Origin of the sequence: Vreelandella songnenensis (assembly GCF_003002925.1) — a bacterium.
Taxonomy (GTDB): domain Bacteria; phylum Pseudomonadota; class Gammaproteobacteria; order Pseudomonadales; family Halomonadaceae; genus Vreelandella; species Vreelandella songnenensis.
This window is the reverse complement of the sequence record NZ_PVTK01000003.1, coordinates 1-26303: the sequence shown is the minus strand read 5'-3', so window position 1 is coordinate 26303 and position 26303 is coordinate 1. Positions and strand designations below refer to the sequence as shown.

General features: G+C 62.3%; 29 protein-coding genes. 22 read left to right on the top strand and 7 right to left on the bottom strand.

What is annotated here, in order from left to right; translation table 11 throughout:
* Positions 1-46: 46 nt before the first annotated feature.
* Entirely contained in the window at positions 47-973 is a 927-nt protein-coding gene (gene secF, locus B0H98_RS06575; protein ID WP_106374278.1) for a protein translocase subunit SecF, read from the top strand.
* A gap of 145 nt (positions 974-1118) precedes the next feature.
* Here secF and B0H98_RS06570 read toward each other — a convergent pair whose 3' ends face one another.
* Complete coding sequence (locus tag B0H98_RS06570; protein ID WP_106374277.1) at positions 1119-1913, bottom strand: inositol monophosphatase family protein; 795 nt, start codon at positions 1911-1913, stop codon at positions 1119-1121.
* 190 nt (positions 1914-2103) lie between these two features.
* Here B0H98_RS06570 and trmJ point away from each other — a divergent pair, with 190 nt between their 5' ends.
* The 16 genes from trmJ to B0H98_RS06490 all read left to right on the top strand — a co-directional run bounded on the left by trmJ (position 2104) and on the right by B0H98_RS06490 (position 17161).
* A complete protein-coding gene (gene trmJ, locus B0H98_RS06565; protein WP_106374276.1) occupies positions 2104-2856 on the top strand; it encodes a tRNA (cytosine(32)/uridine(32)-2'-O)-methyltransferase TrmJ in 753 nt (250 codons plus the stop codon).
* A 69-nt stretch (positions 2857-2925) separates the two neighbouring features.
* Positions 2926-3801, top strand: coding sequence for a serine O-acetyltransferase (gene cysE, locus B0H98_RS06560; RefSeq protein WP_106374275.1), 876 nt, complete (start codon positions 2926-2928; stop codon positions 3799-3801).
* A gap of 78 nt (positions 3802-3879) precedes the next feature.
* A complete protein-coding gene (gene iscR, locus B0H98_RS06555; protein ID WP_106374274.1) occupies positions 3880-4347 on the top strand; it encodes a Fe-S cluster assembly transcriptional regulator IscR in 468 nt (155 codons plus the stop codon).
* A 53-nt stretch (positions 4348-4400) separates the two neighbouring features.
* Positions 4401-5573 carry an aminotransferase class V-fold PLP-dependent enzyme gene (locus B0H98_RS06550; RefSeq protein WP_106374273.1) on the top strand — a complete coding sequence of 391 codons (1173 nt, stop codon included), beginning with the start codon at positions 4401-4403 and terminating at the stop codon, positions 5571-5573.
* A 33-nt stretch (positions 5574-5606) separates the two neighbouring features.
* Positions 5607-5933, top strand: a complete 327-nt coding sequence (locus B0H98_RS06545) for a HesB/IscA family protein (protein WP_106374272.1) — start codon at positions 5607-5609, stop codon at positions 5931-5933.
* Between the two features lie 183 nt (positions 5934-6116).
* Positions 6117-6542, top strand: a complete 426-nt coding sequence (ndk, locus tag B0H98_RS06540; protein ID WP_106374271.1) for a nucleoside-diphosphate kinase — start codon at positions 6117-6119, stop codon at positions 6540-6542.
* Between the two features lie 84 nt (positions 6543-6626).
* Positions 6627-7808, top strand: a complete 1182-nt coding sequence (gene rlmN, locus B0H98_RS06535; RefSeq protein WP_106374270.1) for a dual-specificity RNA methyltransferase RlmN — start codon at positions 6627-6629, stop codon at positions 7806-7808.
* A gap of 102 nt (positions 7809-7910) precedes the next feature.
* Positions 7911-8645 carry a type IV pilus biogenesis/stability protein PilW gene (gene pilW, locus B0H98_RS06530; protein WP_106374269.1) on the top strand — a complete coding sequence of 245 codons (735 nt, stop codon included), beginning with the start codon at positions 7911-7913 and terminating at the stop codon, positions 8643-8645.
* Positions 8646-8686: 41 nt separating this feature from the next.
* On the top strand, positions 8687-9655 hold the full coding sequence (locus B0H98_RS06525; RefSeq protein WP_106374268.1) for a RodZ domain-containing protein: 969 nt from the start codon (positions 8687-8689) through the stop codon (positions 9653-9655).
* Between the two features lie 8 nt (positions 9656-9663).
* Positions 9664-10779: a flavodoxin-dependent (E)-4-hydroxy-3-methylbut-2-enyl-diphosphate synthase gene (gene ispG, locus B0H98_RS06520; RefSeq protein ID WP_106374267.1), complete on the top strand. Its 1116-nt coding sequence runs from the start codon at positions 9664-9666 to the stop codon at positions 10777-10779.
* 46 nt (positions 10780-10825) lie between these two features.
* Positions 10826-12121 (top strand): histidine--tRNA ligase, encoded by a 1296-nt coding sequence (gene hisS / locus B0H98_RS06515; protein WP_106374266.1) that lies wholly within the window; start codon positions 10826-10828, stop codon positions 12119-12121.
* Positions 12122-12201: 80 nt separating this feature from the next.
* A complete protein-coding gene (locus tag B0H98_RS06510) occupies positions 12202-12858 on the top strand; it encodes a YfgM family protein (RefSeq protein ID WP_106374265.1) in 657 nt (218 codons plus the stop codon).
* The gene (bamB, locus tag B0H98_RS06505) at positions 12855-14024 is read left to right on the top strand and encodes an outer membrane protein assembly factor BamB (protein ID WP_422822144.1); all 1170 of its coding nucleotides are present in this window, start codon (positions 12855-12857) and stop codon (positions 14022-14024) included. The genes B0H98_RS06510 and bamB overlap by 4 nt, the downstream gene beginning before the upstream one ends.
* A complete protein-coding gene (der, locus tag B0H98_RS06500; protein ID WP_106374264.1) occupies positions 14021-15424 on the top strand; it encodes a ribosome biogenesis GTPase Der in 1404 nt (467 codons plus the stop codon). Before bamB ends, der begins: the two co-directional genes overlap by 4 nt.
* Before the next feature lie 158 nt (positions 15425-15582).
* Positions 15583-16197, top strand: coding sequence for a hypothetical protein (locus B0H98_RS06495; protein WP_106374263.1), 615 nt, complete (start codon positions 15583-15585; stop codon positions 16195-16197).
* A gap of 160 nt (positions 16198-16357) precedes the next feature.
* Positions 16358-17161: a M48 family metallopeptidase gene (locus tag B0H98_RS06490; protein ID WP_106374262.1), complete on the top strand. Its 804-nt coding sequence runs from the start codon at positions 16358-16360 to the stop codon at positions 17159-17161.
* Between the two features lie 124 nt (positions 17162-17285).
* Here the strand turns inward: B0H98_RS06490 and aroE are convergent, their stop codons facing one another.
* From aroE to B0H98_RS06460, 6 genes are all read right to left on the bottom strand, one after another.
* A complete protein-coding gene (gene aroE / locus B0H98_RS06485; RefSeq protein ID WP_106374261.1) occupies positions 17286-18107 on the bottom strand; it encodes a shikimate dehydrogenase in 822 nt (273 codons plus the stop codon).
* Positions 18108-18177: 70 nt separating this feature from the next.
* Positions 18178-19092, bottom strand: a complete 915-nt coding sequence (gene hemF / locus B0H98_RS06480; protein WP_106374260.1) for an oxygen-dependent coproporphyrinogen oxidase — start codon at positions 19090-19092, stop codon at positions 18178-18180.
* Between the two features lie 101 nt (positions 19093-19193).
* Complete coding sequence (locus tag B0H98_RS06475; RefSeq protein ID WP_106374259.1) at positions 19194-20036, bottom strand: oxygenase MpaB family protein; 843 nt, start codon at positions 20034-20036, stop codon at positions 19194-19196.
* Between the two features lie 2 nt (positions 20037-20038).
* On the bottom strand, positions 20039-20596 hold the full coding sequence (gene tsaC / locus B0H98_RS06470) for an L-threonylcarbamoyladenylate synthase type 1 TsaC (protein WP_106374258.1): 558 nt from the start codon (positions 20594-20596) through the stop codon (positions 20039-20041).
* Positions 20597-20651: 55 nt separating this feature from the next.
* The gene (gene dprA / locus B0H98_RS06465) at positions 20652-21779 is read right to left on the bottom strand and encodes a DNA-processing protein DprA (RefSeq protein WP_106374257.1); all 1128 of its coding nucleotides are present in this window, start codon (positions 21777-21779) and stop codon (positions 20652-20654) included.
* 9 nt (positions 21780-21788) lie between these two features.
* A complete protein-coding gene (locus B0H98_RS06460; RefSeq protein WP_146130239.1) occupies positions 21789-22634 on the bottom strand; it encodes a peptidoglycan-binding protein in 846 nt (281 codons plus the stop codon).
* 173 nt (positions 22635-22807) lie between these two features.
* Between B0H98_RS06460 and def the strand changes: the two genes are divergently transcribed.
* The 5 genes from def to B0H98_RS06435 all read left to right on the top strand — a co-directional run.
* A complete protein-coding gene (gene def, locus B0H98_RS06455) occupies positions 22808-23323 on the top strand; it encodes a peptide deformylase (protein ID WP_106374255.1) in 516 nt (171 codons plus the stop codon).
* Between the two features lie 181 nt (positions 23324-23504).
* Positions 23505-24491, top strand: coding sequence for a methionyl-tRNA formyltransferase (gene fmt, locus B0H98_RS06450; RefSeq protein WP_106374254.1), 987 nt, complete (start codon positions 23505-23507; stop codon positions 24489-24491).
* Entirely contained in the window at positions 24488-25837 is a 1350-nt protein-coding gene (gene rsmB / locus B0H98_RS06445; protein WP_106374253.1) for a 16S rRNA (cytosine(967)-C(5))-methyltransferase RsmB, read from the top strand. The genes fmt and rsmB overlap by 4 nt, the downstream gene beginning before the upstream one ends.
* Before the next feature lie 38 nt (positions 25838-25875).
* Positions 25876-26082 (top strand): dodecin, encoded by a 207-nt coding sequence (locus B0H98_RS06440; RefSeq protein ID WP_106374252.1) that lies wholly within the window; start codon positions 25876-25878, stop codon positions 26080-26082.
* Positions 26083-26202: 120 nt separating this feature from the next.
* Positions 26203-26303 (top strand): NAD-binding protein (locus B0H98_RS06435; protein WP_146130238.1); only part of this gene is annotated, 101 nt, incomplete at its 3' end.

The window sequence follows — 26303 nt, the reverse complement described above, 5'->3', positions numbered from 1 at the left end:
ACATGCGTTTGAGCCGTGCGCTCAGCCCCGAATTGAAGAGGTGGCAATGAAACCCCTATCGCAACTGCAAATCGACTTCATGGGACGGCGCAAGCTTGCGTTCATCGTCTCTGCTTTAATGCTGATTGTGTCGATTGGCGCCCTCGTGTTCCAACAGCTCAACCTGGGGCTCGACTTCACCGGCGGCACGCTGATCGAAGTGCGTTACGCCACGGCGCCCTCGCTGGATGCCATTCGCCAGCTGATGGTGGATAGCGGCTTCCGGGATGTCTCGGTACAGACCTTCGGCGCCTCGACGGAAGTACTTATCCGCCTGCAGCAGGCTTTCGACCCGGATGTAGGCAGCGATGTCGTCAACCTGCTGCGCACCAGCGGTGAAAGCGTCAACCTGGTACGCGCCGAGTTCGTTGGCTCACAGGTAGGCGATCAGTTGCGCGACCAGAGCGGTCTGGGCCTGCTGGTCGCACTCGGCGTGGTGATGCTGTATGTCGCCTTGCGTTTTCAGTACAAGTTTGCCATCGGGGCACTTCTGGCCCTGCTTCACGATGTGATCATCGTGGTGGGCGTCTTTGCGCTGTTCCAGCTTGAATTCGACCTGACGGTACTGGCGGCCATTCTGGCGGTTATCGGCTACTCGCTGAACGACACCATCGTGGTGTACGACCGCATTCGTGAAACGATCCGCACCTCGCGTATCGACGATATGCCGCAGATCTTCAACGAAGCGATCAACGCCACCCTGTCGCGTACGCTGGCCACCTCCGGCACGACCATGCTGGTACTGGTCGCCCTGCTGCTGCTCGGCGGTGACATGATCGAGAACTTCGCCATCGCTCTGCTGATCGGCATTGGCGTGGGCACGTTCTCCTCCATCTACATCTCGGGCGCGCTGCTGCTGCCGCTCAAGCTTTCCCGTGAGGACTTGATCCCCACCAAGAAAGCCGTGGATGAAGAGGAAGAAGAGCTGCCTTGATGAAGCACTGATAAACAGCCACAAAAAAGGCCCTGCCGGTTTCCCGGCAGGGCCTTTTTAATGCGCCAATGGCAAGCGACAAACGCGACGGCCTACCCCTCACCATTCACGACTTGCCATTCACGCCTTGCGCTTTACTCACCGATCAAAAATGCGGCGCCAGCTGCTTGATCATCGCCTTGTAAAGGCGCGGGCCAGCGGCCATCAGTTGGCCTTCCACCTTGACGCTGGGCTGACCGTCCGGGGTGCCCATCAGCGCGCCGGCTTCTTTCAGAAACAGCGTACCTACCTGCATGTCCTGCTCTTCCATGCCCATCACGAAGGCGCTGTCGACCCGGCCGGCGGCCAGTTCACACATGTCCAGCAGGCCACAGCCAGTCGCCACCAGGGTTTCTACCTGAGGAGCAAGCTGCTGGGTGACGGTGAGATAGGCAGGCAGATGACTGGGGCGCAGCCACGCTTCAGGAAGGCTCATGGCCAAACGCGTGCCGGTAATCGCGGTGGGTTTGCTGACCCGCATACGCTTGCCGTTGTGCTGGGCACCGCGGCCGCGGCTGGCAATGTATTCATCGTCGCCGAACGGCGCGATGATCACCGCGTGTTCCGGGCGGCCCTTGACGAGACACACCACTGAGAGAGCAAAGCCTTTACCCGCTACCGCCAGATTGGAGTAGCCATGCATGGGTTCAATCTTCCAGACGATCTCTTCTCCCTCGCCTTCGCCCGCTTTATGGGGCGTGTAGCGGCCGGTAACACCGTGCTGGGGGTAGCCGCGCTCCAACTGGTGCACAATGGTCGCTTCGGCCTTGCGCGCCGTGTCTTCAAGCAGGCGGTCGAGGTTGGATTCTTCATGGGCGTTTTCGATACGCTCACGAACACGTTGAAATTGTTCAACTGCGCTGCGCGCCGCGCGCAGCGTAAATTGGACCATCGGATTCATGATCGGGCCTTGTCACAGTGATGTTAAAGAACGTTAGGCGCTGGATTGCCTATGGCGCGCAATTCTAGCAGACCCCTGTCGGGCACGCTATCGACTCGTGCTAAACTGCGCGTTTCCCGTTTTTGCTCACTCAGTACGCTCTGTTGATCAGACACGGCTGACCGAGCCCCGTTTACCGAGTTCTACCATCATGCTTGAGCGCATTCGTATCGTCTTGATCGGCACCAGTCACCCCGGCAACATCGGCGGCGTCGCCCGTGCCATGCATAACATGGGCCTGGCGGATCTCGCCCTTGTAGCGCCGCGCTGCGAGGTGATCACCCAGGACAGCATCTCGCGGGCCTCCGGTGCCGACCACCTGCTGCACCAGGCAAGCGTTCACGCAACGCTTGAAGAGGCGGTGGCCGACTGCACGCTCGCCGTGGGCGCCAGTGCCCGCTCGCGCACCCTGCCCTGGCCGATGATCACCCCGCGCGAACTGGCTGACCGCTTGCCGGGCGAGTGCCAGCAGGCGGCGTCAAGGGTAGCGCTGGTGTTTGGCCGGGAAGATAGCGGCCTGACCAACGCCGAGCTTCAGCGCTGCCACGCCCACGTGCATATTCCTACCAACGCTGATTTCAGCTCGCTCAACCTGGCGGCCGCCGTACAGGTGCTGGCCTACGAGTGCCGCATGGCCTGGCTCAGCCAGGCGGATGCCGCGCCAACCCCAGTGGACGACGACGAGCAGGCCACCCATGAAGAACTCGAGCGCTATTTCGAGCATCTGGAGCGCGCCCTTATCGCCATCGAATTCCACGACCCGGCTCAGCCTCGTCAACTGATGGCCAGGCTGCGCCGGCTCTATCTGCGCGCCCGCCCGGAAAAGATGGAGATGAACATTCTGCGCGGTATTCTATCGGCCACCGAGAAGTCGGCAGGCAAGAAGACCGATAGCGCTTCCTGATATAAATAGCTGGACGGGGTCTAGGCTTGAAGCACTTGGCCCCACTGTCTGCCCTTACAAGGACTTCCCATGTTCCAACGCCTGCGTGAAGACATTAATAGCGTATTCGACCGCGACCCGGCCGCGCGTAACTTTCTGGAAGTGCTGACCAACTACCCTGGCCTGCACGCGCTGTTGATTCATCGCTGTAGCCACTGGCTGTGGAAGAAGAATCTCAAGTGGCTGGCGCGCACGCTGTCGACCTTTTCGCGCTGGCTGACCGGTATCGAGATTCACCCGGGCGCCACCATCGGCCGGCGTTTCTTCATCGACCACGGCATGGGTGTGGTGATTGGCGAAACGGCCTTGGTGGGCGATAACGTCACGCTGTATCAGGGCGTGACGCTGGGCGGCACCAGCTGGAACAAGGGCAAGCGCCACCCGACCCTTGAAGACGGCGTGATCGTCGGCGCGGGCGCCAAGATTCTCGGGCCGTTCAGCGTGGGCGCCGGCGCCAAGATCGGCTCCAACGCCGTGGTCACCAAGGAGGTGCCGCCAGGTGCTACCGTGGTCGGCATTCCGGGCAAGGTGGTCAAGCGTGCCGAGCCGGATGTAGAAGAGGCGCTGGAAGTGGACCCGGCGCGCCGCGAGGCCATCTGCCAGAAGTTTGGCTTCGATGCCTACGGCGTCAGCCAGGACATGCCCGACCCGGTCGCCCGCTCCATGCAGGCGATGCTCGATCACATGCACGCTGTGGACGAGCGTATCGAGCGCATGTGCTCGACACTTCGCAAGCTGGATGAAAGCTACCGTGAAGGCCGCCTTCCAGAGCTGCGCGATGAGGACTTCGCCGGCATTCTGGAGGAAAGCGACACCGGCTGCGCAGGGCTTGGCAAGCCACAAGCAAACGCCGCTACGCCGGAGCGCACGCCGGAAGATGACACCCGCCCACCGGGTAAAGGTTGACCAAACTACTCAGGTTTTCCCATAATGGCAGCACATTTGCCGGGAGCACGCTGATCGTTCAGCGTCGAGGTGCCTGTCATGCGTTTGACTACCAAAGGGCGTTACGCTGTAACCGCCATGCTCGACCTGGCCTTGAACGGCCAGTACGGGCCGACCTGCCTTGCGGATATTTCCAAGCGTCAGGAGATTTCGCTCTCCTACCTTGAGCAGCTGTTTTCCCGGCTGCGCCGCTCGGGGCTTGTCCAGAGCGTGCGCGGCCCGGGCGGTGGCTATCTGCTGGCTCGTTCGGCGGATGACATCAGCGTTTCTCAGGTGATCGATGCGGTGGATGAAACCGTCGATGCCACGCGCTGCCAGGGCCTGTCCGATTGTCAGCAGGGCAGCACCTGCCTGACCCACCATTTATGGTGCGAGCTCTCCGGCCAGATCCGCCACTTTCTTGACGACGTCACCCTTGCTCAATTGATGCAGCGCCCCGATGTACTACGTATCGCCTCACGGCAACGAAATCGCGTTGAAGCGGGTATTCTCGCCTCATCACCGTAATGGCCCGGCGTGTGAACACCACCTCCTGGCGCATTTGAATTAAGCGGGTCCCCATGACGACAACCACTCCTTCGCTTCCCATTTACCTGGACTACGCCGCCACCGCACCGGTGGACACCCGCGTGGCCGAGGTCATGCAGCGCTACCTGACCGTGGATCAGCTGTTTGCCAATCCCGCCTCGCGCAGCCATATGCTGGGCTGGCAGGCCGAACAGGTGGTCGAGCAGGCGCGCCGCCAGGTGGCGGATGCCATCGGCGCCGACCCGCGTGAAATTGTCTGGACCAGCGGCGCGACAGAGGCCGACAACCTGGCACTGATTGGCTATATGCGTGCCAACCGCGAGCGTGGCCTGCACCTGGTGACCTCGACCATCGAGCACAAGGCGGTGGTGGATACAGCCAAAGCGCTGGAGCGCGAAGGCTTCGAAGTCACCTGGCTGGCCCCGGGAGAAGATGGCTGCACCACGCCCGAGCAGCTGCGTGATGCCATGCGCGACGATACCGCGCTGGTGTCGCTGATGGCCGTGAACAACGAACTTGGCAGCATCAACGATATTGCTGCCCTGGCGGCGGTGGCGCACGAATTCGGCGCGGTCTTTCACACCGACGCCGCCCAGGCGGTGGGACGTATTCCCCTAGACGTCGTGGCGCAGCAGATCGACTTGATGTCGCTGTCCGCGCACAAGACCTACGGGCCGAAAGGGGTAGGTGCGCTCTACGTCAAGCGTCACCCGGATATCCGCCTGGAAGCGCTGATTCACGGCGGCGGGCACGAGCGCGGCATGCGCTCCGGCACCCTGCCGACTCACCAGATTGCCGGCATGGGCGAGGCGTTTGCGCTGATGCACCAGCAGCATGCCGAAGATCAGGCGCATATCGCCCGCCTTCGGCAGCGCTTTTTGGAAGGGCTTGAAACGCTTGACGGCGTGGTGGCCAACACCCCGCTGGAACAGTCGGTTCCCAATATTCTGAATCTGGCGTTTGAAGGCACCGACGGCGAGTCGCTGCTGATGGCGCTGCGCGACGTGGCCGTGTCTACCGGTTCGGCGTGCAACTCGGCAAGCGTCGACCCCTCTTATGTACTGCTGGGGGTCGGCGTACCGCGCGCGCTGGCGCTATCCTCGCTACGCTTCAGTTTTGGGCGCTTTACCAGCGAAGACGATATTGATCACGCGCTGACCCTTATCCGCCATGCGGTGCTCGGTCTGCGTACACCGCCAGGCTAAGCGGCCGGCGCTTTTTTATCAGGAGGACGCCTCATGGCAACACTCAACATTACCCCGTCTGCCGCACAACAGATCCGTCACGTGCTCGATGAGCGCGGCCAGGGCCTGGGCCTGCGGGTATCGGTCAAGCCCAGCGGCTGCTCGGGTTACAGCTACGTGCTGGATTTTGCCGATGAAGTCGGTGATGACGAAATTCATTTTGAAGCGCATGGGGCCAGCGTTTATGTGGCACCGGATGCGCTCGAGATGCTCGACGGCAGCGAAGTGGATTATGTCAGCGAGGGTTTGAACCGCTTTTTCAAGTTCAACAACCCCAACGTCAAGGACGAGTGCGGCTGCGGTGAGAGCTTCACGGTCTGATCCGCTTGGCTTGGCGCGTATCATCGGTATTCAACCCCGGCGTGAAGCGCTATAATCGCGCCCACTCGGCAACCGGTGAGCGCTTTGGGCGTCACCGCCCTCTTGCCGAAACGCTTTTCCTTCGCCGCCCCGGCTTGCCAGGGCGGCAATTTCTGCTTTATCCCTTTTTGAGGAGATTTTGACATGGCTACTGAACGCACTCTTTCCATCATCAAGCCCGATGCCGTTGCCAAGAATGCTATCGGCGACATCATCGCGCGTTTCGAAAAAGCCGGCCTGCAAGTCGTTGCTGCTAAAATGACTCACCTTTCTGAAGAGAAAGCGGGCGGTTTCTACGCCGAGCACAAAGAGCGTCCTTTCTTCAAGGACCTGGTAGGTTTCATGACGTCCGGCCCGGTTGTCGTACAGGTGCTGGAAGGCGAAGGCGCGATTGCCAAGAACCGCGACCTGATGGGCGCTACCAACCCGAAAGAAGCAGCACCGGGCACCATCCGTGCTGACTTTGCGGAAACAATCGACGCCAACGCTGTCCATGGTTCCGATTCTGCAGAAAGTGCTGAGCGTGAAATTAGCTACTTCTTCGGTAACGACGAAATCTGCCCGCGCTAAACCCTAGCGCCGCCGTTTCAACGTTCGTTGCCGGCCATTTTCGCGGGGGTTCTGCCCCCGCCCCTTTCCAGAACGCTGACCGCCATGACCACCACCGTACAACATACGCCTGCTCCCCAATCGTCCCCTGATGACACGACACCAGCGGCCAACGCCCCTGCGCGTCAGAACCTGCTCGGCATGTCGCGCGAGCAGATGGAAGCGTTCTTCTTGTCGATCGGCGAAAAGAAGTTTCGCGCCGCCCAGCTGATGAAGTGGATTCACCAGGAAGGCATCGACGACTTTTCCGTCATGACCAACCTGTCCAAGCCGCTGCGCGACAAGCTCGCCCAGGTGGCTGAAATCCGCGGCCCGGGCGTGGTGTATGAAGGGACCTCAAGCGACGGCACGCGTAAGTGGGTGCTGGAAGTGGAAGACGGCAGCTACGTCGAGACAGTGCTGATCCCGGCCGAGAACGGCAAGCGCCGCACGCTGTGCGTCTCTTCCCAGGTGGGCTGCTCGCTGGATTGCAGTTTCTGCTCCACCGGCAAGCAGGGCTTTCAGCGCAACCTGACCGCCGCCGAGATCATCGGCCAGGTATGGGTCGCCCAAAGAAGCGTAGGCCCGCGCCGCGACACCGCCAACCGCCCGGTCACCAACGTGGTCATGATGGGCATGGGCGAACCCCTGCTCAACTTTGATAACGTAGTGCCCGCCATGAAGCTGATGCTGGACGACAACGGCTACGGGCTCTCCAAGCGCCGCGTGACCCTGTCCACCTCCGGTGTCGTGCCCATGATCGACAAGCTGGGCGATGAAATCGATGTGAGCCTGGCCATTTCGCTGCACGCCTCGACCGACGAGCTGCGTAACGAGCTGGTGCCCATCAACCGCAAGTACAACATTCAGGCACTGCTGGATGCGTGTCATCGCTATCTCTCCAAGTGCCCGGACAATCGCCAGGTCACCATCGAGTACACGCTGATCCGCGATGTGAACGATCAGCAGGAGCATGCCGAGCAGCTGGCCGCCCTGCTGAAAGAGTTGCCCTGCAAGATCAATTTGATACCGTTCAACCCGTTCCCCAACTCGGGTTATGAAAAGCCCTCGCGCAATCAGGTAATGCGTTTTCAGCAGTGGCTTTACGACCTGGGCTACAACGCGACGGTGCGCATCACCCGCGGTGATGACATTGACGCCGCCTGCGGCCAGCTGGTGGGCCGCGTGAAAGACCGCACGAAACGCAGCGCACGCTATATTCAATCCGTGCAGTTGGATGCTGACTAAACGGTGCTTATCTTGACTTCCGGCCAGCACGGCGCTTTGATGGACACGTTTTTTATTCGTCGTGTTGACGGTTAGCTGGCAATTTTCACCATGAGGGCAACCATGATCTGTCACTGCAGGCGCTTCGACCCGTTTAGGGTGCCCATACTCGCTGTGCTGTTGAGCAGCGTATGGCTAGCCGGCTGTGCCACATCTTCCCCATCGCCTCCAAAGGCAAGCGACGATGCCAAGTACGCCTACACCCAACTGGGCGTGGCCTACCTTGAGCAGGCCAACCTGCCGCGGGCGCATACCGCCCTGACCCGCGCGCTGGAGCTCGACCCGCAGCACGCCAAGGCGCTGCAGGCCCTGGCGCTGGTCTACCAGCAGCAGGGCGATGTCGAGCTGGCTCAGACCTATTTTCTAAAGGCGATAGACGCCGAGCCCGATTTCACCCAAGCCCGCAATAACTATGCGGCGTTTTTGTATCAGCAGGGGCAGATTTCGGCCGCCTGCGAACAGCTGGAACACGCGTCTGAAGATACCCAGTACGCCAATCGTGCCCAGCTATTTACCAACCTGGGCCAATGTTATCTGGCACTGGACGAATTTGATAAGGCGCGCGGCCATTTAACCCGCGCGCAGCAAATCGACCCGCGAGACCCACGCGGGTATTTAACCCTAGCCGAACTGGAATTTTCACAGGGCAATTACGAAAGCGCCCGGACGCCGCTGCAGACCTACCTGCAGCTGGCCGGCCCGGACCAGGCAACGCTGGAAATGGCGATGAATATCGCCCGCGTCACAGGCGATGACGCCTTGGCAGCCGACTACCAGCGCCAGCTTGGCACGTATTGATTGATGCCCTGATCACCTAATTTATTTAAGGATGCTCAGCCATGAGCGAGACACCGTTACAAGATAGTGCCACTGCTTCTCGTACCCACGCCTCCCCCGGCGAACTGCTCTCGCGTCAGCGTGAACAGCTCGGCGTGCCGCTAAGTGACGCTGCCCGTGCGCTCAACCTGCGCCCTGCCGTGGTCGAAGGGCTCGAACAGGACCGCTACGACGAGATTCCGGTGACCGCCTACCGCCGCGGCTACCTGCGCGCCTACGCCAAGTACCTGGGCCTGGATGACCGGCTGGTGCTGGACGCCTACCAGGAGCGCTTTGGTGCGGCAGACGCCGAACGCAAGGTGGCCCCGGTGTCCGTCAATCGCCCGCCTTCGAAGCTGGGCGCCTGGCTGTTCAGGCTGGTAACGGTACTGATCATTGCCGCGCTGATTGGCGTGACCGTGATGTGGTGGCAAAGCCGTGGCGGCAGCGAGCCGCCAAGCTTCGATGGAAGCTCCATGGAAGAAGAGGGCGAGCTGCCGCCCGCCGCCGAGGAAGGCGCCGAGCCCGCGCCGCCCACTTCGCCCGCGCTCTCTTCAGAGCAGCCTTCCGCACGTACTGCGCCACAAGGCGATGCCGATACCGGTGAAGACGCCCCGGCCGAAAGCGATGCAAGCGATGCGCCTGCCGCTACGGTAAACGACGTGGCCGCTCTGGTTGTCGCCGCCAACGCTGAAAACGCAAGCTCCGAGGAAGAAGAGACTCAGGAGGCTGACGCGCCTACCGGCAGCGCCAACCGCCTGGAACTTACCTTCAACGAGCAGTCCTGGACCGAAATTTTCGACGCCAACAACCAGCGCGTGTTCGTTGGCCTGCAAACGCCGGGCACCACCGCCACAGTGGAAGGTGAGCCGCCGTTTCGTTTGACCGTAGGAAACGCCACTGGCGTCGAGCTGCGCTACCAAGGTGAGCAGGTCAACCTTGCGCAACGCGCCGGCGCCAACAATGTCGCCCGATTTACCCTGGGAGAGTGACCCGTCCTATGCACGCCCCTTCTCCGATAAAACGCCGCCAGTCTCGCCAGATTCACGTAGGTAATGTGGCGGTAGGCGGAAATGCGCCCATTTCCGTACAGAGCATGACCAACACCAACACGCTGGACGTGGCGGCAACCGTTGGGCAGATCCAGCAGCTGGAAAAAGCCGGTGCTGACATCGTCCGTGTTTCCGTACCGGACATGGACGCCGCCGAAGCCTTTGGCAAGATCAAGAAGCTTGTCGATGTACCGCTGGTCGCGGATATTCACTTCGACTACAAGATCGCCCTGCGCGTGGCGGAGCTTGGCGTTGACTGCCTGCGCATCAACCCCGGCAACATTGGCCGCGAAGACCGCGTGCGCGCGGTGGTCAGCGCTGCCCGCGACCACGGCATCCCGATCCGTATCGGCGTCAACGCAGGCTCGCTGGAGAAGGACCTGCAGAAGAAGTACGGCGAACCCACGCCTGCCGCTCTGGTAGAGTCGGCCATGCGCCATATCGACCACCTGGACCGGCTCGACTTTCAAGAGTTCAAGGTCAGCGTCAAGGCCTCCGACGTGTTCATGGCCGTGGCCGCCTACCGCGAGCTTGCCACGCGCATCGAACAGCCGCTTCACCTGGGGATTACCGAAGCCGGCGGCCTGCGCTCGGGCACGGTGAAATCCTCCATTGGCCTTGGCATGCTGTTGATGGATGGCATTGGCGATACCATCCGCGTCTCGCTTGCCGCCGACCCGGTGGAAGAGATCAAGGTCGGTTTTGACATGCTCAAGAGCCTGCGGCTGCGCGCCAAGGGTATCAATTTCATCGCCTGCCCCAGCTGCTCGCGCCAGAACTTCGACGTCATCAGCACCATGAACCAGCTCGAGGAGCGCCTGGAAGACGTGATGACACCGCTGGATGTTTCCGTGATCGGCTGCGTGGTCAATGGCCCGGGCGAGGCCAAGGAGACCGATATCGGCCTGACCGGCGGCAGCCCCGCGAACCTTGTGTATATCGACGGCAAGCCCGCCAGCAAGCTGCGTAACGACCACTTGGTGGATGACCTGGAGCGGCTGATCCGCGAAAAAGTGCGCCAAAAACAGCAGCAAGAAGATGACATGATTGCCCGCAGCGTCTAACCGCCGGGACCGTGCATCAGCCAGGATGCAGAACAAGGAGTTTTCATTGAGCAAGTCCGCCGCTAAAAAGATTCAAGCCATCCGTGGAATGAACGACCTGTTGCCCAGCGATAGCCCTCGCTGGCAATTTTTTGAGGCCAAGGTGCGCCAGTTGATGCTGCGCTACGGCTTTGACGAGATTCGCACGCCCATCGTCGAGCAGACTGCGCTGTTCGCCCGCTCCATCGGCGAAGTGACGGATATCGTCGAAAAGGAGATGTACACGTTTGAGGACCGCAACGGCGACAGCCTGACCCTGCGTCCGGAAGGCACCGCCAGCTGCGTGCGGGCGGCCATGGAGCACGGCCTTTTGTACAACCAGACCCAGCGTCTCTGGTACCAGGGCCCGATGTTTCGTCACGAACGTCCGCAGAAGGGCCGCTACCGCCAGTTCCACCAGGTAGGGGTTGAAACCTACGGCTTCGACGGCCCGGATATCGATGCCGAAGTGATCCTGCTCTCGGCCCGGCTGTGGAAAGAGCTTGGTCTGCTGGAACATGTCACGCTTGAACTCAATTCGCTGGGCTCATCTGAGGCGCGTGCGGCCTACCGCGACCTGTTGGTGGCCTATTTTGAACAGCACCACGAGGTGCTGGATGAAGACTCCCTGCGCCGCCTGACCAGCAACCCGCTGCGCATTCTGGACTCCAAGAACCCGGCCATGGCCGAGATGCTCGACGGCGCGCCGCAGTTGATGGATCACCTGGATGACGAATCCCGCGAGCACTTCGAGCAGCTCAAGGCCATGCTCGACGCCGCAGGCGTGCCTTTCGTGGTCAACCCACGCCTGGTGCGCGGGCTCGACTACTACTGCCGCACGGTGTTCGAATGGACCACCACGGCGCTGGGCAGCCAGGGCACGGTATGCGCTGGCGGCCGCTACGACGGCCTGGTCGAGCAGCTGGGCGGCAAGCCCACACCCGCCGTCGGGTTCGCTATGGGCATCGAGCGCCTCATTCTGCTGCTGGAAACGCTGGATCTCGTGCCTGACGAAGCGCTTGGCGGCTGCGATGTCTATGTTGTGCCCATGGACGATAGCGCCACGGTTGCCGCACTGACGCTCGCCGAGCAGCTTCGTAGTGAGCTCCCCGATCTGCGCCTTCAACTGCACTGCGGCGGCGGCAGCTTCAAGAGCCGCATGAAGAAGGCGGACAAGAGCGCGGCGGCCATTGCCATCTTGCTGGGCGAAGATGAACTGGCCAAGCAGCAGGTAACGCTCAAGTTCCTGCGCGATGACCGCGAACAGCAGCATGCACGCCAGGCCGAACTCGCCTCCACGCTTGGCGAACTGCTGGCTCGCTGAGCCGTTGAACCGGCGCTGCGCGCCTACCAATCACTTATCGTCGCTATGGAGCGGCGATATCATGCAATAGGAGACCGCCCGTGGCGGATCGAAGCGAAGAAGAGCAGCTGGATGTAGCCAAGCGCTGGTGGAAAGAGAACGGCACCTCGCTGATTGCCGGTGCCGTGCTGGCCGCCGCCGGTGTGTTTGGCTGGAACGCCTGGCAGAACTATCAGCAAGGCCAGTCGGAAGCCGCCTCGGTCCGCTATCAGCAGCTGGTCAGCATCGCGACGGCCAATGAGCTGGACGAGCAGCAGACCGCCGGCGCCCGCGAACTGATTGCCGAGCTGACCGACGATTACGGCAAGACGCTGTACGCCGATCTGGCACGTCTGCTGGATGCCCGCATCTCCGTGCAGCAAGATGATCTCGACGCCGCTCGGGAAGCACTTGAACAGGTGGCCGACGACTCCTCGCACCGCTACGTTCAAAGCCTTGCCTGGCTACGCCTGGCGCGTATCGAAGTGGAGAGCGACAACCCTGACGCTGCCCTCGAGCTGCTGGATGAGCCGATCAGCGATTCCCTGGCTGCTCAGCAGGCCGATGTTCGCGGTGATGCCTACGCCGCCCTCGGCCAGACCGACCAGGCCAGAAGCGCCTGGCAGGACGCCATGGCACTTGCCCAAGAGCAGGACCAAACGCTTTACGGCGTGCAATTCAAGCTTGACGATCTCGGCGCCGAGGAGGCGACACAATGATGACTCTGCGACTTTCCAAACAGATCATGCGCGTGACCTTCGGCGCCGCCGCCATTGCCCTGCTGGCCGGCTGTGCCAGCAAGGGTGAGCCCGCTTACACGCCAAAAGAGCTGCAAAGCTTTAATGAAACCGCCACGCTCGATACCCAGTGGCGCCAGAACGTAGGCAATGGCCTTGGTCGCGCACGCTACCCCATCGCCCCGGCCCGTGCAGGCAATACCGTTTTTGCCGCGGATGCCGAAGGCCTGGTCATGGCGCTCAACGCGGATAACGGCGACCGCAAGTGGCAGGTAGAGCTCGATACGCCGGTTTCAAGCGCTCTGACCGCCATTGCCGGCGAGGTGTACCTGGGCACGCGCAACGGCGAAGTCATCGCCCTTGACCAGCGCGACGGCAGCGTCAGCTGGCGTGCACGGGTCTCCAGTGAAGTACTCGCCGCCCCCCAGGCCAACCAGCAGTTGCTGATCGTTCAAAGCGTGGACGGCCAGGTGACCGCCCTGGATCGCGCCTCCGGCCAGGAGCGCTGGGTCTATACCAGCTCCCAACCAGCGCTTACCCTGCGCGGCACCGGCACGCCCACGGTCATTGATCCGGTCACCTTCGCTGGCCTGGCCAACGGTCGCCTGGTGACGCTGGATAACCGCAGCGGCCAGCCCCTTTGGGACTTGCAGATTGCCACGCCTTCCGGTCGCAGCGAAGTCGAGCGCCTGGTGGATCTTTCCGGCCAGCCGCTGATCACTCCGGATGGCCGCCTGTTCGTCACCAGCTACAACAGCCGCGTCGTGGCGCTGGAAGCCACTCAGGGAAGCGTTATCTGGGAAAGCAGCCTCTCCAGCCGCAAGACGCCGCTGATGGTGGGCGATTACCTGTTCGTGGTCACCGACGATAGCCAGGTAGTTGCCCTGGATGCCGGTACCGGCCAGGAAATCTGGCGCAACGACGATCTTGAAGACCGCTGGCTGACCGCCCCGGCCTTTGCCGATGGTAACCTGGTATTTGGCGATTTCGAGGGCTATGTCCACCTGATCGACGCGCGTAGCGGCGACCTTACCGGCCGCACACGGGTCCACAAATCCGGTATCAGCGTGGCCCCGGTTACCGAAGGCAACACCATTCATGTCCAGGCCAACAATGGTCGCCTGGAAACCCTGGAAGTCACTCCATGACACCCGTCATTGCTTTAGTCGGTCGCCCCAATGTGGGCAAATCGACGCTGTTTAACCGACTGACGCGCTCGCGTGATGCGTTGGTCGCTGATTTTCCCGGCCTGACCCGTGACCGCAAGTACGGTAACGGCATGCTGGGCAACAAGAGCTACACCGTCATCGATACCGGCGGCATCAGCGGTGATGAAGAAGGCATCGATGCGGCAATGGCCGAGCAGTCGCTTGCCGCGATCGATGAAGCCGATATCGTCTTGTTCCTGGTGGATGCCCGCGCCGGCCTGAACGTGGCCGACGAGGCCATCGCCAACCACCTGCGGGTCAATCAGAAGAAAACCTGGCTGGTGGTCAACAAGACCGACGGCCTGGAAGAGCACTCGGCCATGGCCGACTTCTGGAAACTGGGCCTTGGCGACCCGTGCCCGATTGCCGCCGCCCATGGGCGCAATGTCTCCACCCTTATGGATACCGTGCTGGAGCCGTTCCCCGAGCGCGACGCCAGCATTCCGGCAGATACCGGCAGCAAGGGTATTCGTATTGGTGTCATCGGCCGCCCGAACGTGGGCAAATCCACGCTGGTCAATCGCCTGCTCGGCGAAGACCGCGTGGTCGTGTTCGATGAAGCGGGCACCACGCGCGATGCCATCGAGATTCCCTTCGAGCGGCGTGGCAAACCCTACGTATTGATCGACACGGCAGGTGTGAGGCGGCGCAAGAACGTCAGTGAAATCGCCGAGAAGTTCTCGATCATCAAGACGCTGGATGCGATCAAAGAGTGTCACGTGGCAGTGATGGTGCTGGATGCGCGCAATGGCCTGGTCGAGCAGGATATGCACCTGCTGGATTACGTGCTGACCACCGGACGCGCGCTGGTACTGGCCATCAACAAGTGGGATGGCCTGGAAAGCGACGCCAAGGAGAAGATGCGCTCGGATATCAAGCGCCGCCTGGGATTTGCCGACTACGCCGAAATGCACTTTATCTCGGCGCTGCACGGCACCGCGGTAGGCGACCTGTACCCCTCGATTGACCGAGCGTTCAACGCGGCCAACGCGCACTGGTCTACCAACCGCCTGACCACGCTGCTTCAGGATGCGGTCAGCCAGCATCCGCCCCCCATGGTCAATGGGCGGCGTATCAAGCTGCGCATGGCCCACCAGGGCGGCAGCAACCCGCCGATTATCGTGGTACACGGCAACCAGACCTCATCGGTGCCCGAAGCCTATCGTCGCTATCTGATCAACACCTTCCGCAAGGTGTTGAAAGTACGCGGCACACCCATGCGCTTCGAGTTCCGCTCCGGCGACAACCCGTTTGACCACATGGCCGGCGCCAGCGATAAAGAGAAAGCCAAGAAGCGCGAGCTCAACCGGACCAAAGAGGCGCGCCAGAAGCGCCGCTGAGGTTACGCACTATCTCGCCCGCTTTATCGCAACGCCTGCCGTCACCGGCAGGCGTTTTTTATACTTGACAGAAACCCGCGCGGGCCCTCAAATAGCCGCGCTTTTTAGCCCACCACTGCTGGCGTGTACCAGCACTTGCCCTTCCCGGGAGGGAATCTATGCGTTATGCCGTTCGTTACTGGCGCTGGCTGGTAACTCTGGGACTGGCCAGCCTGCTTACTGGCTGCCTGGCCCTGCCCCAAACCGGGCTGTTTGCGTTTCGCTTGGCGGTGACCTCGCTGGGCGTTGAGGACGTGCGTATTGGCCCTTACAGCCTCAATGCGGGTCTGGATACCAGCGACCTGAGCAGCCTGCTGGCCTCGAGCCTGGGGGCGGGCAGCCTGCCGGTTCAGGCGACCCTCGCCATGGGCCTGGGCCTGCCGCCGGGCATGCCGGCGGTGGCCATGTCAGGGTTCAACTGGACGCTGAACATGCCGGGCGTAGACCCGGTCAAGGGCCAGTACTCTCAGGATGTGGCGCTGACGCCTGGCGATGATGCCAACCTGCGCCTGCCGCTGGCCTTTGATGTGTTGGGCACCGACACGCAGAAGATGGCGCCCATGGTCAATCTGGCCAAGCAGCTTGCCGCACAGGGCGAGCTGCCGGCGGGCAGTGAGCTGGCGATTACCCCCGGAGACCTGCGCGGGCTGGGCATGACGCTGCCCGCTGGGTTACTGACGCCTACCATCCGCCTTAACGTAGGACCGGATGGTCAGCTGATTCCGCAGCGCTAGGCTTTTAGACGTTTGCGCCCACCCAGGACGCAAACGTTGGCTCGGCTCAGCGTGCATACCTTTCCTCTGGCAAGCAGGGTTACAATAGGGGAATTGATTTACCACTCTTAGTGGTTATCTTGTGTGCAGGGAACTCATTCGTCTAGAAGGAAACCATCTCATGCGTTGGCTTCGTCCATTTGCGGTTACCGCGTTGTGCGCCTCCTTGGCCGCTTGCTCTACTTCGCCCACCGGGCGTTCACAGCTTCTGCTGCTCTCCGATGATCAGCTCAATGAAATGGGCCAGCAGGCGTTTGCCCAGTACCAGCAGGATATTCCTACCGCCGGGCAGGCCAGCCACCGCTACGTGCAGTGCATCACCAACGCGATTGTCGATGTCCTGCCTACCGAGCAGCGCAATCTTGACTGGCAGATCCGCGTGTTCGAATCCGAGCAGCCCAACGCTTTCGCGCTGCCCGGCGGCTACATGGGCGTGAACACCGGCATGCTCAATGTGGCGACCAATCAGGACCAGCTGGCGGCGGTCGTCGGCCATGAGATCGGTCACGTGCTGGCCCGTCACGCCAACGAGCGTGCCTCTACGCAGAACGCCACCTCGCTTGGCCTTTCGGTGATCTCCAGCGCCTCCGGCATGCAGACCCCGGGCGGTCAGCAGTTGATGGGCGTGCTGGGCATGGGTGCGCAGTACGGCATTGCCCTGCCCTTCTCACGCCGTCATGAAAGCGAAGCCGATATCATCGGCCTGGATTTGATGGCTCAGGCAGGATTTGATCCGCGTGAGAGCGTCACGCTTTGGGAGAACATGCAGGCAGCCTCCGGCGGCAGCGCGCCCCCGGCGTGGATGTCGACACACCCCAACCAGGGTCAGCGTATTCAAGGCCTTCAGGCCAACATGGATGGCGCCCTGGCCACTTATGAGCAGGCACGCAGCAGCGGGCGGGCGCCTAACTGCCAGCGCCCCTGAGCGCAGGCGTTACCGCGCAGCACAGCCGCCAACCAGAAAGGGCCGAGTTCACTCGGCCCTTTCCTATTTTCAGCATAGTACTGGTGACTGTTCAGCATAGTACTGGTGACTGTTTAGCATAGTACTAGTGACTGTTCAGCATACGGCGCAGTGTCTGTCGCACCTGAGTAGTATCCGGGCGTACGTTGCGCCATAGATAGAACGCTTCCGCTGCCTGCTCCACCAGCATGCCCAGCCCATCCAGGCGCTTGGCACCGTGGGTGCCGGCCCATTTCAGAAACACCGTCTGATCCGCGCCGTACATCATGTCGTAGGCCCAGGCGCCGTCGGCAAACAGGTTGCCGGGCAGCGGCGGCAGGTCACCGGAAAGGCTGGCGCTGCTGCCATTGATGACCACATCGAACGGCCCCTTGGCCGCCTTGAATCCGCCGCTGTGCAGCTCGCCCAGGTCGGAAAAGTCCTCGGCCAGCTGCTCGGCCTTTTCGGCGGTGCGGTTGACCACCATGACTTCGCTAGGGTGCTCTGCCAGAAGCGGCTCAAGAATCCCCTGCACTGCGCCGCCTGCGCCCACTACCAGAACGCGCTTTTCAGCAAGCGTTACACGGTGGTATTTCAGGTCGCGGATCAGGCCAACGCCGTCGGTGTTATCACCGTAGGTCAGGCCATTGCCTCCCACCGTCAATGTATTGACCGCCTTGGCACGCTGGGCGCGCTTGCTCAGGGTATCGCACAGCGCGTAGGCGTCGTTCTTGAACGGTACGGTTACATTGGCCCCCCGGCCGCCGTGCAGGACAAAGTCGCGCCAGGCGTTGGCAAAGTCATCGCGGGGCGCCTTTTTTGCCGTGTATTCCAGCGCCTGCTGTGTCTGCTGAGCGAATTCGGCGTGGATCAGTGGCGACTTCGAGTGCTCGATCGGGTTACCGAATACGCAGTAAAGGTCACTCATTAGCGCGCTCCTGTGCGGTGTGTACATTGCCCAGCGGGGCTTTGCCGTCGAGCAGGTAATCCATGAGGCATTACTCGATACCCAGCCAGTCGCGGGCGACCAGATAGTCGTTCAGCCGCGCTTCGGGGCTATCCGGCGCGGGCGTGTAGGCATACTCCCAGCGCGCCAGGGGCGGCATCGACATCAGAATCGACTCGGTTCGGCCGCCGCTTTGCAGGCCGAACAGCGTCCCCCGGTCCCATACCAGGTTGAACTCGACGTAACGCCCGCGCCGGTAGAGCTGGAACTCGCGCTCGCGTTCACCGAAGGCATCATGCTGGCGGCGCTCTACAATCGGAAGATAAGCTTCCAGAAAGCTGTCACCCACCGCACGCTGAAACGAGAAACACTCCTCGAAACTGCCTTCATTCAAGTCATCAAAGAATAGCCCACCCACCCCGCGAGTTTCATCGCGGTGCTTCAGGTAGAAGTACTCATCGCACCAGGCCTTGTAGCGGGGGTATACCTCCTCGCCGAAAGGGTCGCAGGCACGCTTGGCCACCTGGTGCCAGTGCGTCACATCCTCGAGCACCGGATAGTAGGGGGTAAGGTCAAAGCCGCCGCCAAACCACCATACCGGCGTCTCGCCCGCCTTTTCGGCGATAAAAAAGCGTACGTTGCCGTGGCTGGTGGGCACGTGCGGGTTTTCCGGATGCAGCACCCAGGAAACGCCGACAGCATGAAAGCTGCGTCCGGCGAGTTCCGGGCGGGCCGCCGTTGCCGAGGGCGGCAGCTGCGCGCCATAGACGTGCGAAAAGTTGACGCCGCCCTTCTCGAACACGCCGCCGTTTTCGATCACCCGGGAACGCCCGCCACCGCCCTCTTCGCGCTGCCAACTGTCCTCTTTGAACGTCGCTTTACCGTCAGCCGCCATCAGGCCCTGGCATAGCCGGTCCTGGAGGTCGAGCAGGTACTGTTTGACGTCGTCTAGATGCTCGTGGGCCACGGTATCTCCAACATTGTGCCTAGGGTGTAGATAACAATAGTACGGCGTAAGCATTAAGGGGTGAAGGGCAGATTGGCAAAAGCCAGGCCGGCTCCTGGCCCTTACGGCCGCGCCTGAAAACGTGCCAGCGCCCGGTGGTAAGCGCCGCTTCGCACTGCCCGGCTGATCATCGGCATGGCGCTTTTGATCCCGGCCCGTACCAGCCGACGCTGTACCCAGGGCATGTCCAGCTCAAGCTGATTCGCCGCCCACTCCGGAAGCAGATCGATGCCTGCGCGCATGAACAGCGCCCCGGCCGGGCGAACGACCAGATGCCGCGGCGGGGCGTTCAGCAGCACCTGTACCACTTCCCGGGTGCGCTCATCGCAGACGAGCTCGCACCGCTGGGCGTCAAGGTACGCCTCGATGGCCGCGCAGCTGTCCGGCACGTTGCGCGCCCCAAGCGCCTCGGCGATACAGGCGGTCTCGAAAAAGTAGCGGTCCTGCTGTTCACGCGCGAGATGGGGGTTCCGGTAACGCAGGTGCGCGGCCATGAAACGGCTCATCTCGGCAACGTGCACCCAGGTGAGAAGCGCCGGGTCATCCGCCGAGTAAGCACGACCGTCGGCGGTATGGCCGCGTACCTTGGCGTGTACCCGCCGCACCCGGCTGATCACGGCTTCAGCCTGTTCGAAGGTGCCGAAGCTGGTGGTGGCGATAAAGTCGCCGGTGCGCCTCAGGCGCCCGACCATGTCATGGCGGAAGTTGGAGTGGTCCCACACCCCGGCCAGCGCCAGCGGATGCAGCATCTGCAGGAGCAGCGCGCTGATCCCGCCGCACATCATGGGGGTAAAATCGCCATGCAGGTTGCGCACCAGGCCATCCAGAGGAAAGGGGCCGGGATATTGCGCGGCGCGCGCCTCGCCCAGACGCGCCGCCATGGCGTCGTACAGGTAGGTGGTCACGACTAGGCGCGCATCACTTTGCCCGTCACCAGGTCGCGGATGGTGCTGGGGCGCTCCTGCCCGCCAAGCTCACCCGTCAGAATGGCGCCCAGCTCCTCACCGAATATCTCATGCACGTGTGTAGCACTCATGGCCGGTGGATCCCCGGCACGGTTGGCCGAGGTAGACACCAGCGGCCCGCCGAACGCCTCGCACAGGGCTTTCATCAGCGGGTGGTCGGTCACGCGCAGGGCCACGCACTGGTGTGCACCGCGCACCAGTGCGTGGCTGCGGCCGTTATCCGGCACCAGCCATGTATTGGGACCGGGCCAGCTGGCCGCCAGCGGAGCATGCAGCTCCATTGGAAGCTTGTTCAGCCAGGGCTGGAACTGCTGAATGTTCGCCGCCACCAGAATCACGCCCTTGGCCGGGTCGCGGTCCTTCATGCGCATCAGGCGAGTGAGCGCTTCGTCGTTATCCGGGTCGCAGCTTAGCCCCCACACGGCTTCGGTAGGGCAGGCAATGACGCCCCCTGCCTGTAGCGCATTAACGGCAGCTTCGAGGTCGATGGCCGATTTCATGGCAACTCCTGCTCTATTAAAGGCGACGGACGATGATGAGTATGCGCCTATTTTATCACGGCCTGGGCACGCGTACCCAACCACCCGCCCGCTGGGCTACCCAGCCATCAAGCTCCAGCATCAGCAGCCGCTGCTGGCAGCCACTCACGCTTTCACCACTGGTCTGCACCAGTACATCGATGGGAGTAGGCGTTGCTGAAAGCGCGTTGAGCAGCGTATCCGGCACCGCTTCGCTTGGTGCCTCCACGGCTATTGGGGTCGGCGGTTCCGTGCCCAGTTCTGCGAGACCAGGTTCCGGTAGAAAGGTGCTTGCCCACTGCTGCAGCTCTTCGAGCATGTCGTCAACGTGACGCACCAGCGTGGCGCCATGACGTAGCAGGTGCAGGCAACCCTGGGCCTGCACGTTATGTATCGACCCTGGCAGGGCAAACAGCTCCTTGCTCTGCTCGAGGGCCAGCCGCGCACTCACCAGCGAGCCGCTTTTCTCCGTGGCCTCGACCACCAGTGTGCCGAGCGCCAGGCCGGTCACGATACGGTTACGCCGGGGAAAGAACGCTGGTCGGGCAGTGGTTCCCGGCGGATGCTCGGACAGCAGCAGCCCGCCCGGCGCCTGGCTAAGCTGCTCGTGCAGGTCGCGGTGCCGGGCGGGGTAGATGACATCCACACCGCAGCCCAGCACGGCAATGCTGGTACCGCCAGCGGCCAGCGCCGCGCGCTGGGCAATGCCATCCACACCCAGCGCCATACCGCTGACCACGCACCAGCCGCGGCGGGCAAGCTCACGGGCAAACCCCTGGGCGTTGGCACTGCCCTCGGCGGTGGGTTTGCGCGTACCCACCATGGCAAGCTTTGGGCCATTGAGCGCGTGCAGGTCGCCCTGGGCCCAGAGCACCGCCGGCGGGTCGTCTATTTCATCGAGAAGCGCGGGCCAGGCCGGGTGGTGGCGATGCAGGATATGCCGGTTGGAAGCACCCTGCTCCCAGTCAAGGGACACCTTGACCGCTTCCTGAAGCGGGCTGCGTTCAGGGTGTTCGAGCCAGAGCCGCAATGCACTTGCCGCATTGCTGGGCAGCGCGGCAAGCCAACCTTCCGGCCAGCGCGGTTTGCGCCGTACCAGTTGATGAATACGCAGCGCCCCCATTCCCGGCAGGGCGTTGACCGCTAACCACTCCTTGGCCTCCATCCGCTCTCCTCAGCGCCTGATGCCAGGCGCGTTGATGTCATGAGTCGGGCTAACCACGCGGTCACCCACTTCCAGCACGTGAGACGCCTGCGTCACCAGGGCATAGCTGACCCGCTGGTAAGGCTTGATCACCAGCACCTGGCCCGCGGGCGAATCCGGCAGCCGGGCCTTGGCGCCGGTGCGCGGGTCGTCAATCAGTGCACCGGCCTGATTTACCTGAAGCACATGCCCCGGCTGCAGGCCATCCCGCGTGCCCACATCCAGCGTAATGACCTGCAGGCGGCCAATGAAACGCAGGCCACCCGGCACGGCCAGAATGCGCCCGGCAACCGCTGATGCAGGCGGGTGCGGTGCCAGCGCCTGAGGGCTCAAGGGGTGCTCGAGCGGCAGCACAAGGTCATTGCTCAGCACCTCTCGCTGTGCGCTCAGTACCGCCAGCTGGCTGATATCGCCCTCGCCGTGCAGCCACCGCGCCTCGCCTATATAAAGAAGTTCATGCCCCAGCAGTGCGCCCTGCTCATCGAGGTAGCGGGCCCCTGGGCGGTAAATTCCAAGCCGCGCCTCTGGCGGTACATGTCCGCGCGCATATAGCGTGTCGCCTGCGCCACTCATCAGCCGTTCACCCTCCCCGGCCAGCACGTAAGCCTGCGCTGGCAAGGTGTCACTGGGCTCTACGATACGGTGGCCACGCAAGAACGCCTCGATCACCGAGGGAGATACGTCTTGCGCGCTGACCAGTTGCACCCCACCCGATTGAACCATGCCCAGCAGCAGGCCCACGACAAGAGTGCTTTTCAACCAGGCACTCCAAGCGCCGGCGGTTGTCCTGGCAGGTATGGGCGTGCGTATCGTCATGCGGTTTTCCAGTGCTGATGAGTCGCGCGGTTTAGCGTTTTCCAGACCGCGCAGCAATCCCCAGAGCAATGCCCAGAAGGGTAGCCTGCGTGCTATAGTATCCGGCAGAAAAGTACCCGGCCGCGGTTACCCGGCCTTTACTCCAGATTCAGCTGAACGGTGATTGTAATCCCATGGCCAAACTACCTATTCTTGAATTCCCCGACGAGCGCCTGCGTACCAAGGCAGTCGCGGTGGAAGCCGTTGACGACGAGGTCAAAAAGCTCGTCGACGATATGCTAGAGACCATGTACGACGCCCGCGGCATCGGCTTGGCGGCGACCCAGATCGACGTCCACCGCCGCGTGGTGGTGATGGATGTCAGCGAAGACAACTCTAAGCCGCTGGTACTGATCAACCCCCGTTACACGCCCATTGGCGACGAGAAAGAGCCGCTTTCCGAGGGTTGCCTGTCGATTCCCGAGTACTACGCCGAAGTACCCCGCTATCTCAAGGTCAAGCTGAATGCCCAGGATCGCAACGGCGAGGCTTACGAGCTCGAGGCCGATGGCCTGCTGGCACACTGCATTCAGCACGAGTACGACCACCTTGAGGGCGTACTGTTTGTTGACTACCTTTCGCCGCTGAAGCGCGATCGCGTCATGAAAAAGATGCAGAAACGCCACAAGCAGATGCAGGACGACGCATAACGCTCAACGCGTTTTAGCACAGTTTACTTCGGCTTTGGTAGTCGCCCGGGTAAAAAGTGCGGCGTAAAACGCGCAAGGTCGAGAAGCCCGGCGATCACAACAGTCGTTGTATGCCTTTGCTTCTCGGCCTTTATTGTGGGTTTGAGCCTTCTCTTTTTTCAGTCAGCAGGTATTTATTGTCATGTCACAGTTGCGCGTTGTTTTTGCGGGCACCCCCGATTTCGCAGCCTCTAGCCTGGCCGCTCTGCTTGAGAGCCATCATCAGGTGGTGGCGGTGTATACCCAGCCCGACCGCCCCGCCGGCCGCGGCCGCAAACTCACGCCCAGCCCCGTGAAAAAGCTGGCTCTTGAACATGATTTACCGGTCTATCAGCCGCAGACGCTGAAAGATGCCGATGCCCAGGCCGAACTCGCCGCCCTGAACGCCGACATCATGGTCGTGGTCGCCTACGGCCTGCTGCTTCCTCAGGCCGTGCTGGACATCCCCCGGCTTGGCTGCATCAACGTGCATGCCTCGCTGCTGCCGCGCTGGCGCGGCGCCGCGCCCATTCAGCGCGCCATCGAAGCCGGCGATTCCGCCTCGGGCGTTACCATCATGCAGATGGATGCCGGGCTCGACACCGGCGATATGCTGCACGAGGTGCGCACGCCCATTACGCCGCGCACTACCGGCGGTGATCTTCACGACCGCCTGGCGATTCAGGGCGCCCATGCGCTGGTCAGCGTGCTGGACGAGCTTGCCCAGGGCAAGGCAAGCGCCACTCCCCAACCTCTTGAAGGCGTTACTTACGCCACCAAGCTGAGCAAGGCCGAGGCCGAGCTCGATTTCACCCAGCCCGCTGAAGCGCTTGCCCGCAAGATCCGCGCCTTCAACCCCTGGCCCGTGGCGTGGTGCCAGCTGGGCGACGACCGCCTGCGTCTGCTGATGGCAAGCGTGGAACCCGGCGAGCACGCGCCGGAACCACCTGGCATGCTGCTTGCCCACGGTGACGACCATCTGCGTATTGCCTGCGGCGCTGAAGGCCGCGAGGTGCTGTGCGTAAGCAGTGCCCAGCTGCCGGGCGGCAAGGCCATGGCAGTACGTGACCTGCTCAATGCCCGCCACGCGCGGCTGACCACCGGCACGCGCCTTGGTCAGTCTGAATCCCAGCAAGGAGACTCCCTATGAGCCAGCAACGCCCCGCGCAGAAAGGCCGCACTTCAGGCAACAGCGGCCAGGACGTTCGCGCCGCCGCTGCCCGTGCCCTGGCACCGGTAATCGCCCAGCAGGGCTCTCTGGCCAGCCTGGACGAGCACAGCGTCGTCGCCCGTGACCGCGGCCTCTTGAAAGAGCTCTGCTACGGCACCTGCCGCCAGCTGCCGCGTCTGGAGGCGCTGGCCAACACCTTGCTCAAGCAGCCGTTCAAGAAGCGCGACAGCGATATTCACGCCCTGCTGCTGGTGGGCATCTATCAGCTGCTTTACATGCGCATCCCGGCTCACGCGGCGGTAGGCGAAACCGCAGGGGCTGCGCGCCTGCTGGGCAAGGAGTGGGCGACCCGCGTGCTCAACGGCTGCCTGCGCCGGCTTCAGCGTGAATCCGAAGCGCTTCAGGCAAGCGTCGATAAAGATGAAAGCGTGGCGCTTGCCCACCCTCGCTGGCTGCTGGATGCCCTGCGCAACGCCTGGCCCGAGCAGTGGCGTACCATTGTCGAGGCCAACAATCAGGCCGGTCCCATGACGCTGCGCGTCAACCAGCACCACAACGACCGCGAAGCCTATCTCGAGCGCCTGGTCGAGCAGGGGCTGAGCGGCGAGCTGTGCGCCCACGCACCGGACGCCATCACGCTCGAGACGCCTTGCGATGTCACCACCCTGCCTGGCTTTGCCGAAGGCCACGTCAGCGTTCAGGATGAAGCGGCGCAGCTCTCGGCGGCGCTTCTGGGCCCGGCCTTGGCGCCGCGTGTAGGTGCCCACGTGCTGGATGCGTGCAGCGCCCCCGGCGGCAAGACCGCCCATCTGCTCGAGCAGTTCGATATCGCGCTGACCGCGCTGGACAGCGACAACCAGCGCCTCTCGCGAGTAGAGGACACGCTCACGCGCCTGGGCCTGTCAGCGGAGTTACAGCACGCCGATGCCACCCAGCGCGACTGGTGGAACGGCACGCCGTTTGAAGCTATTCTGCTGGATGCGCCCTGTTCCGGCACCGGCGTTATCCGGCGCCACCCGGATATCAAGACCCTGCGCCGCAAGGACGATATCCGCAAGCTTGCCAAGCTTCAGCAGCAGTTGCTGGATAACCTCTGGCCGATGCTGCGCGAAGGCGGCACGCTGCTGTATGCCACCTGCTCGGTGCTGCCTGAAGAGAACGCCAAGCAAATCGAAGCATTTCTGGCACGCACGCCGGATGCCCGTGTCACCACGCCCAATGACGTGGCCTGGGGAACTCCGAGCGGCCACGGTCGACAGCTGTTTCCCGAACCGGGGCGTCACGATGGCTTTTTTTATGCCAGACTAGAGAAGCGCACTGCTTGAGCATAAGCAGTGAATTCATGACTAAGGATGGAGATACCATGACTCATCACACCTACAAGCACGTAGAAATCACCGGCTCTTCCGAGAAAGGTATCGAGGAAGCCGTGCAGAACGCACTCGCCAAGGCATCAGAAACCATCCAGCACATGCGCTGGCTGGAAGTGACCGACACCCGCGGGCATATCGAAGATGGCCGTGTCGCCCACTGGCAGGTCACTGTCAAGGTCGGCTTCACGCTGGAATAAATCCTCACCTGCTTTTCGACGGCGGCTGGTTTACACTGGCCGCCGTCTTTATTGCAGCGCACTACGTAGTCCTTACGTTGCCCACTGCGCTGGCGCTTTTCATGGAACCGATGCTCAGTAATGAAAATCATCATTCTCGGCGCCGGCCAGGTCGGCGGCACCCTGGCGGAGCACCTCGCCCGCGAGGAAAACGACATCACCGTGGTCGACACGGACGCCAA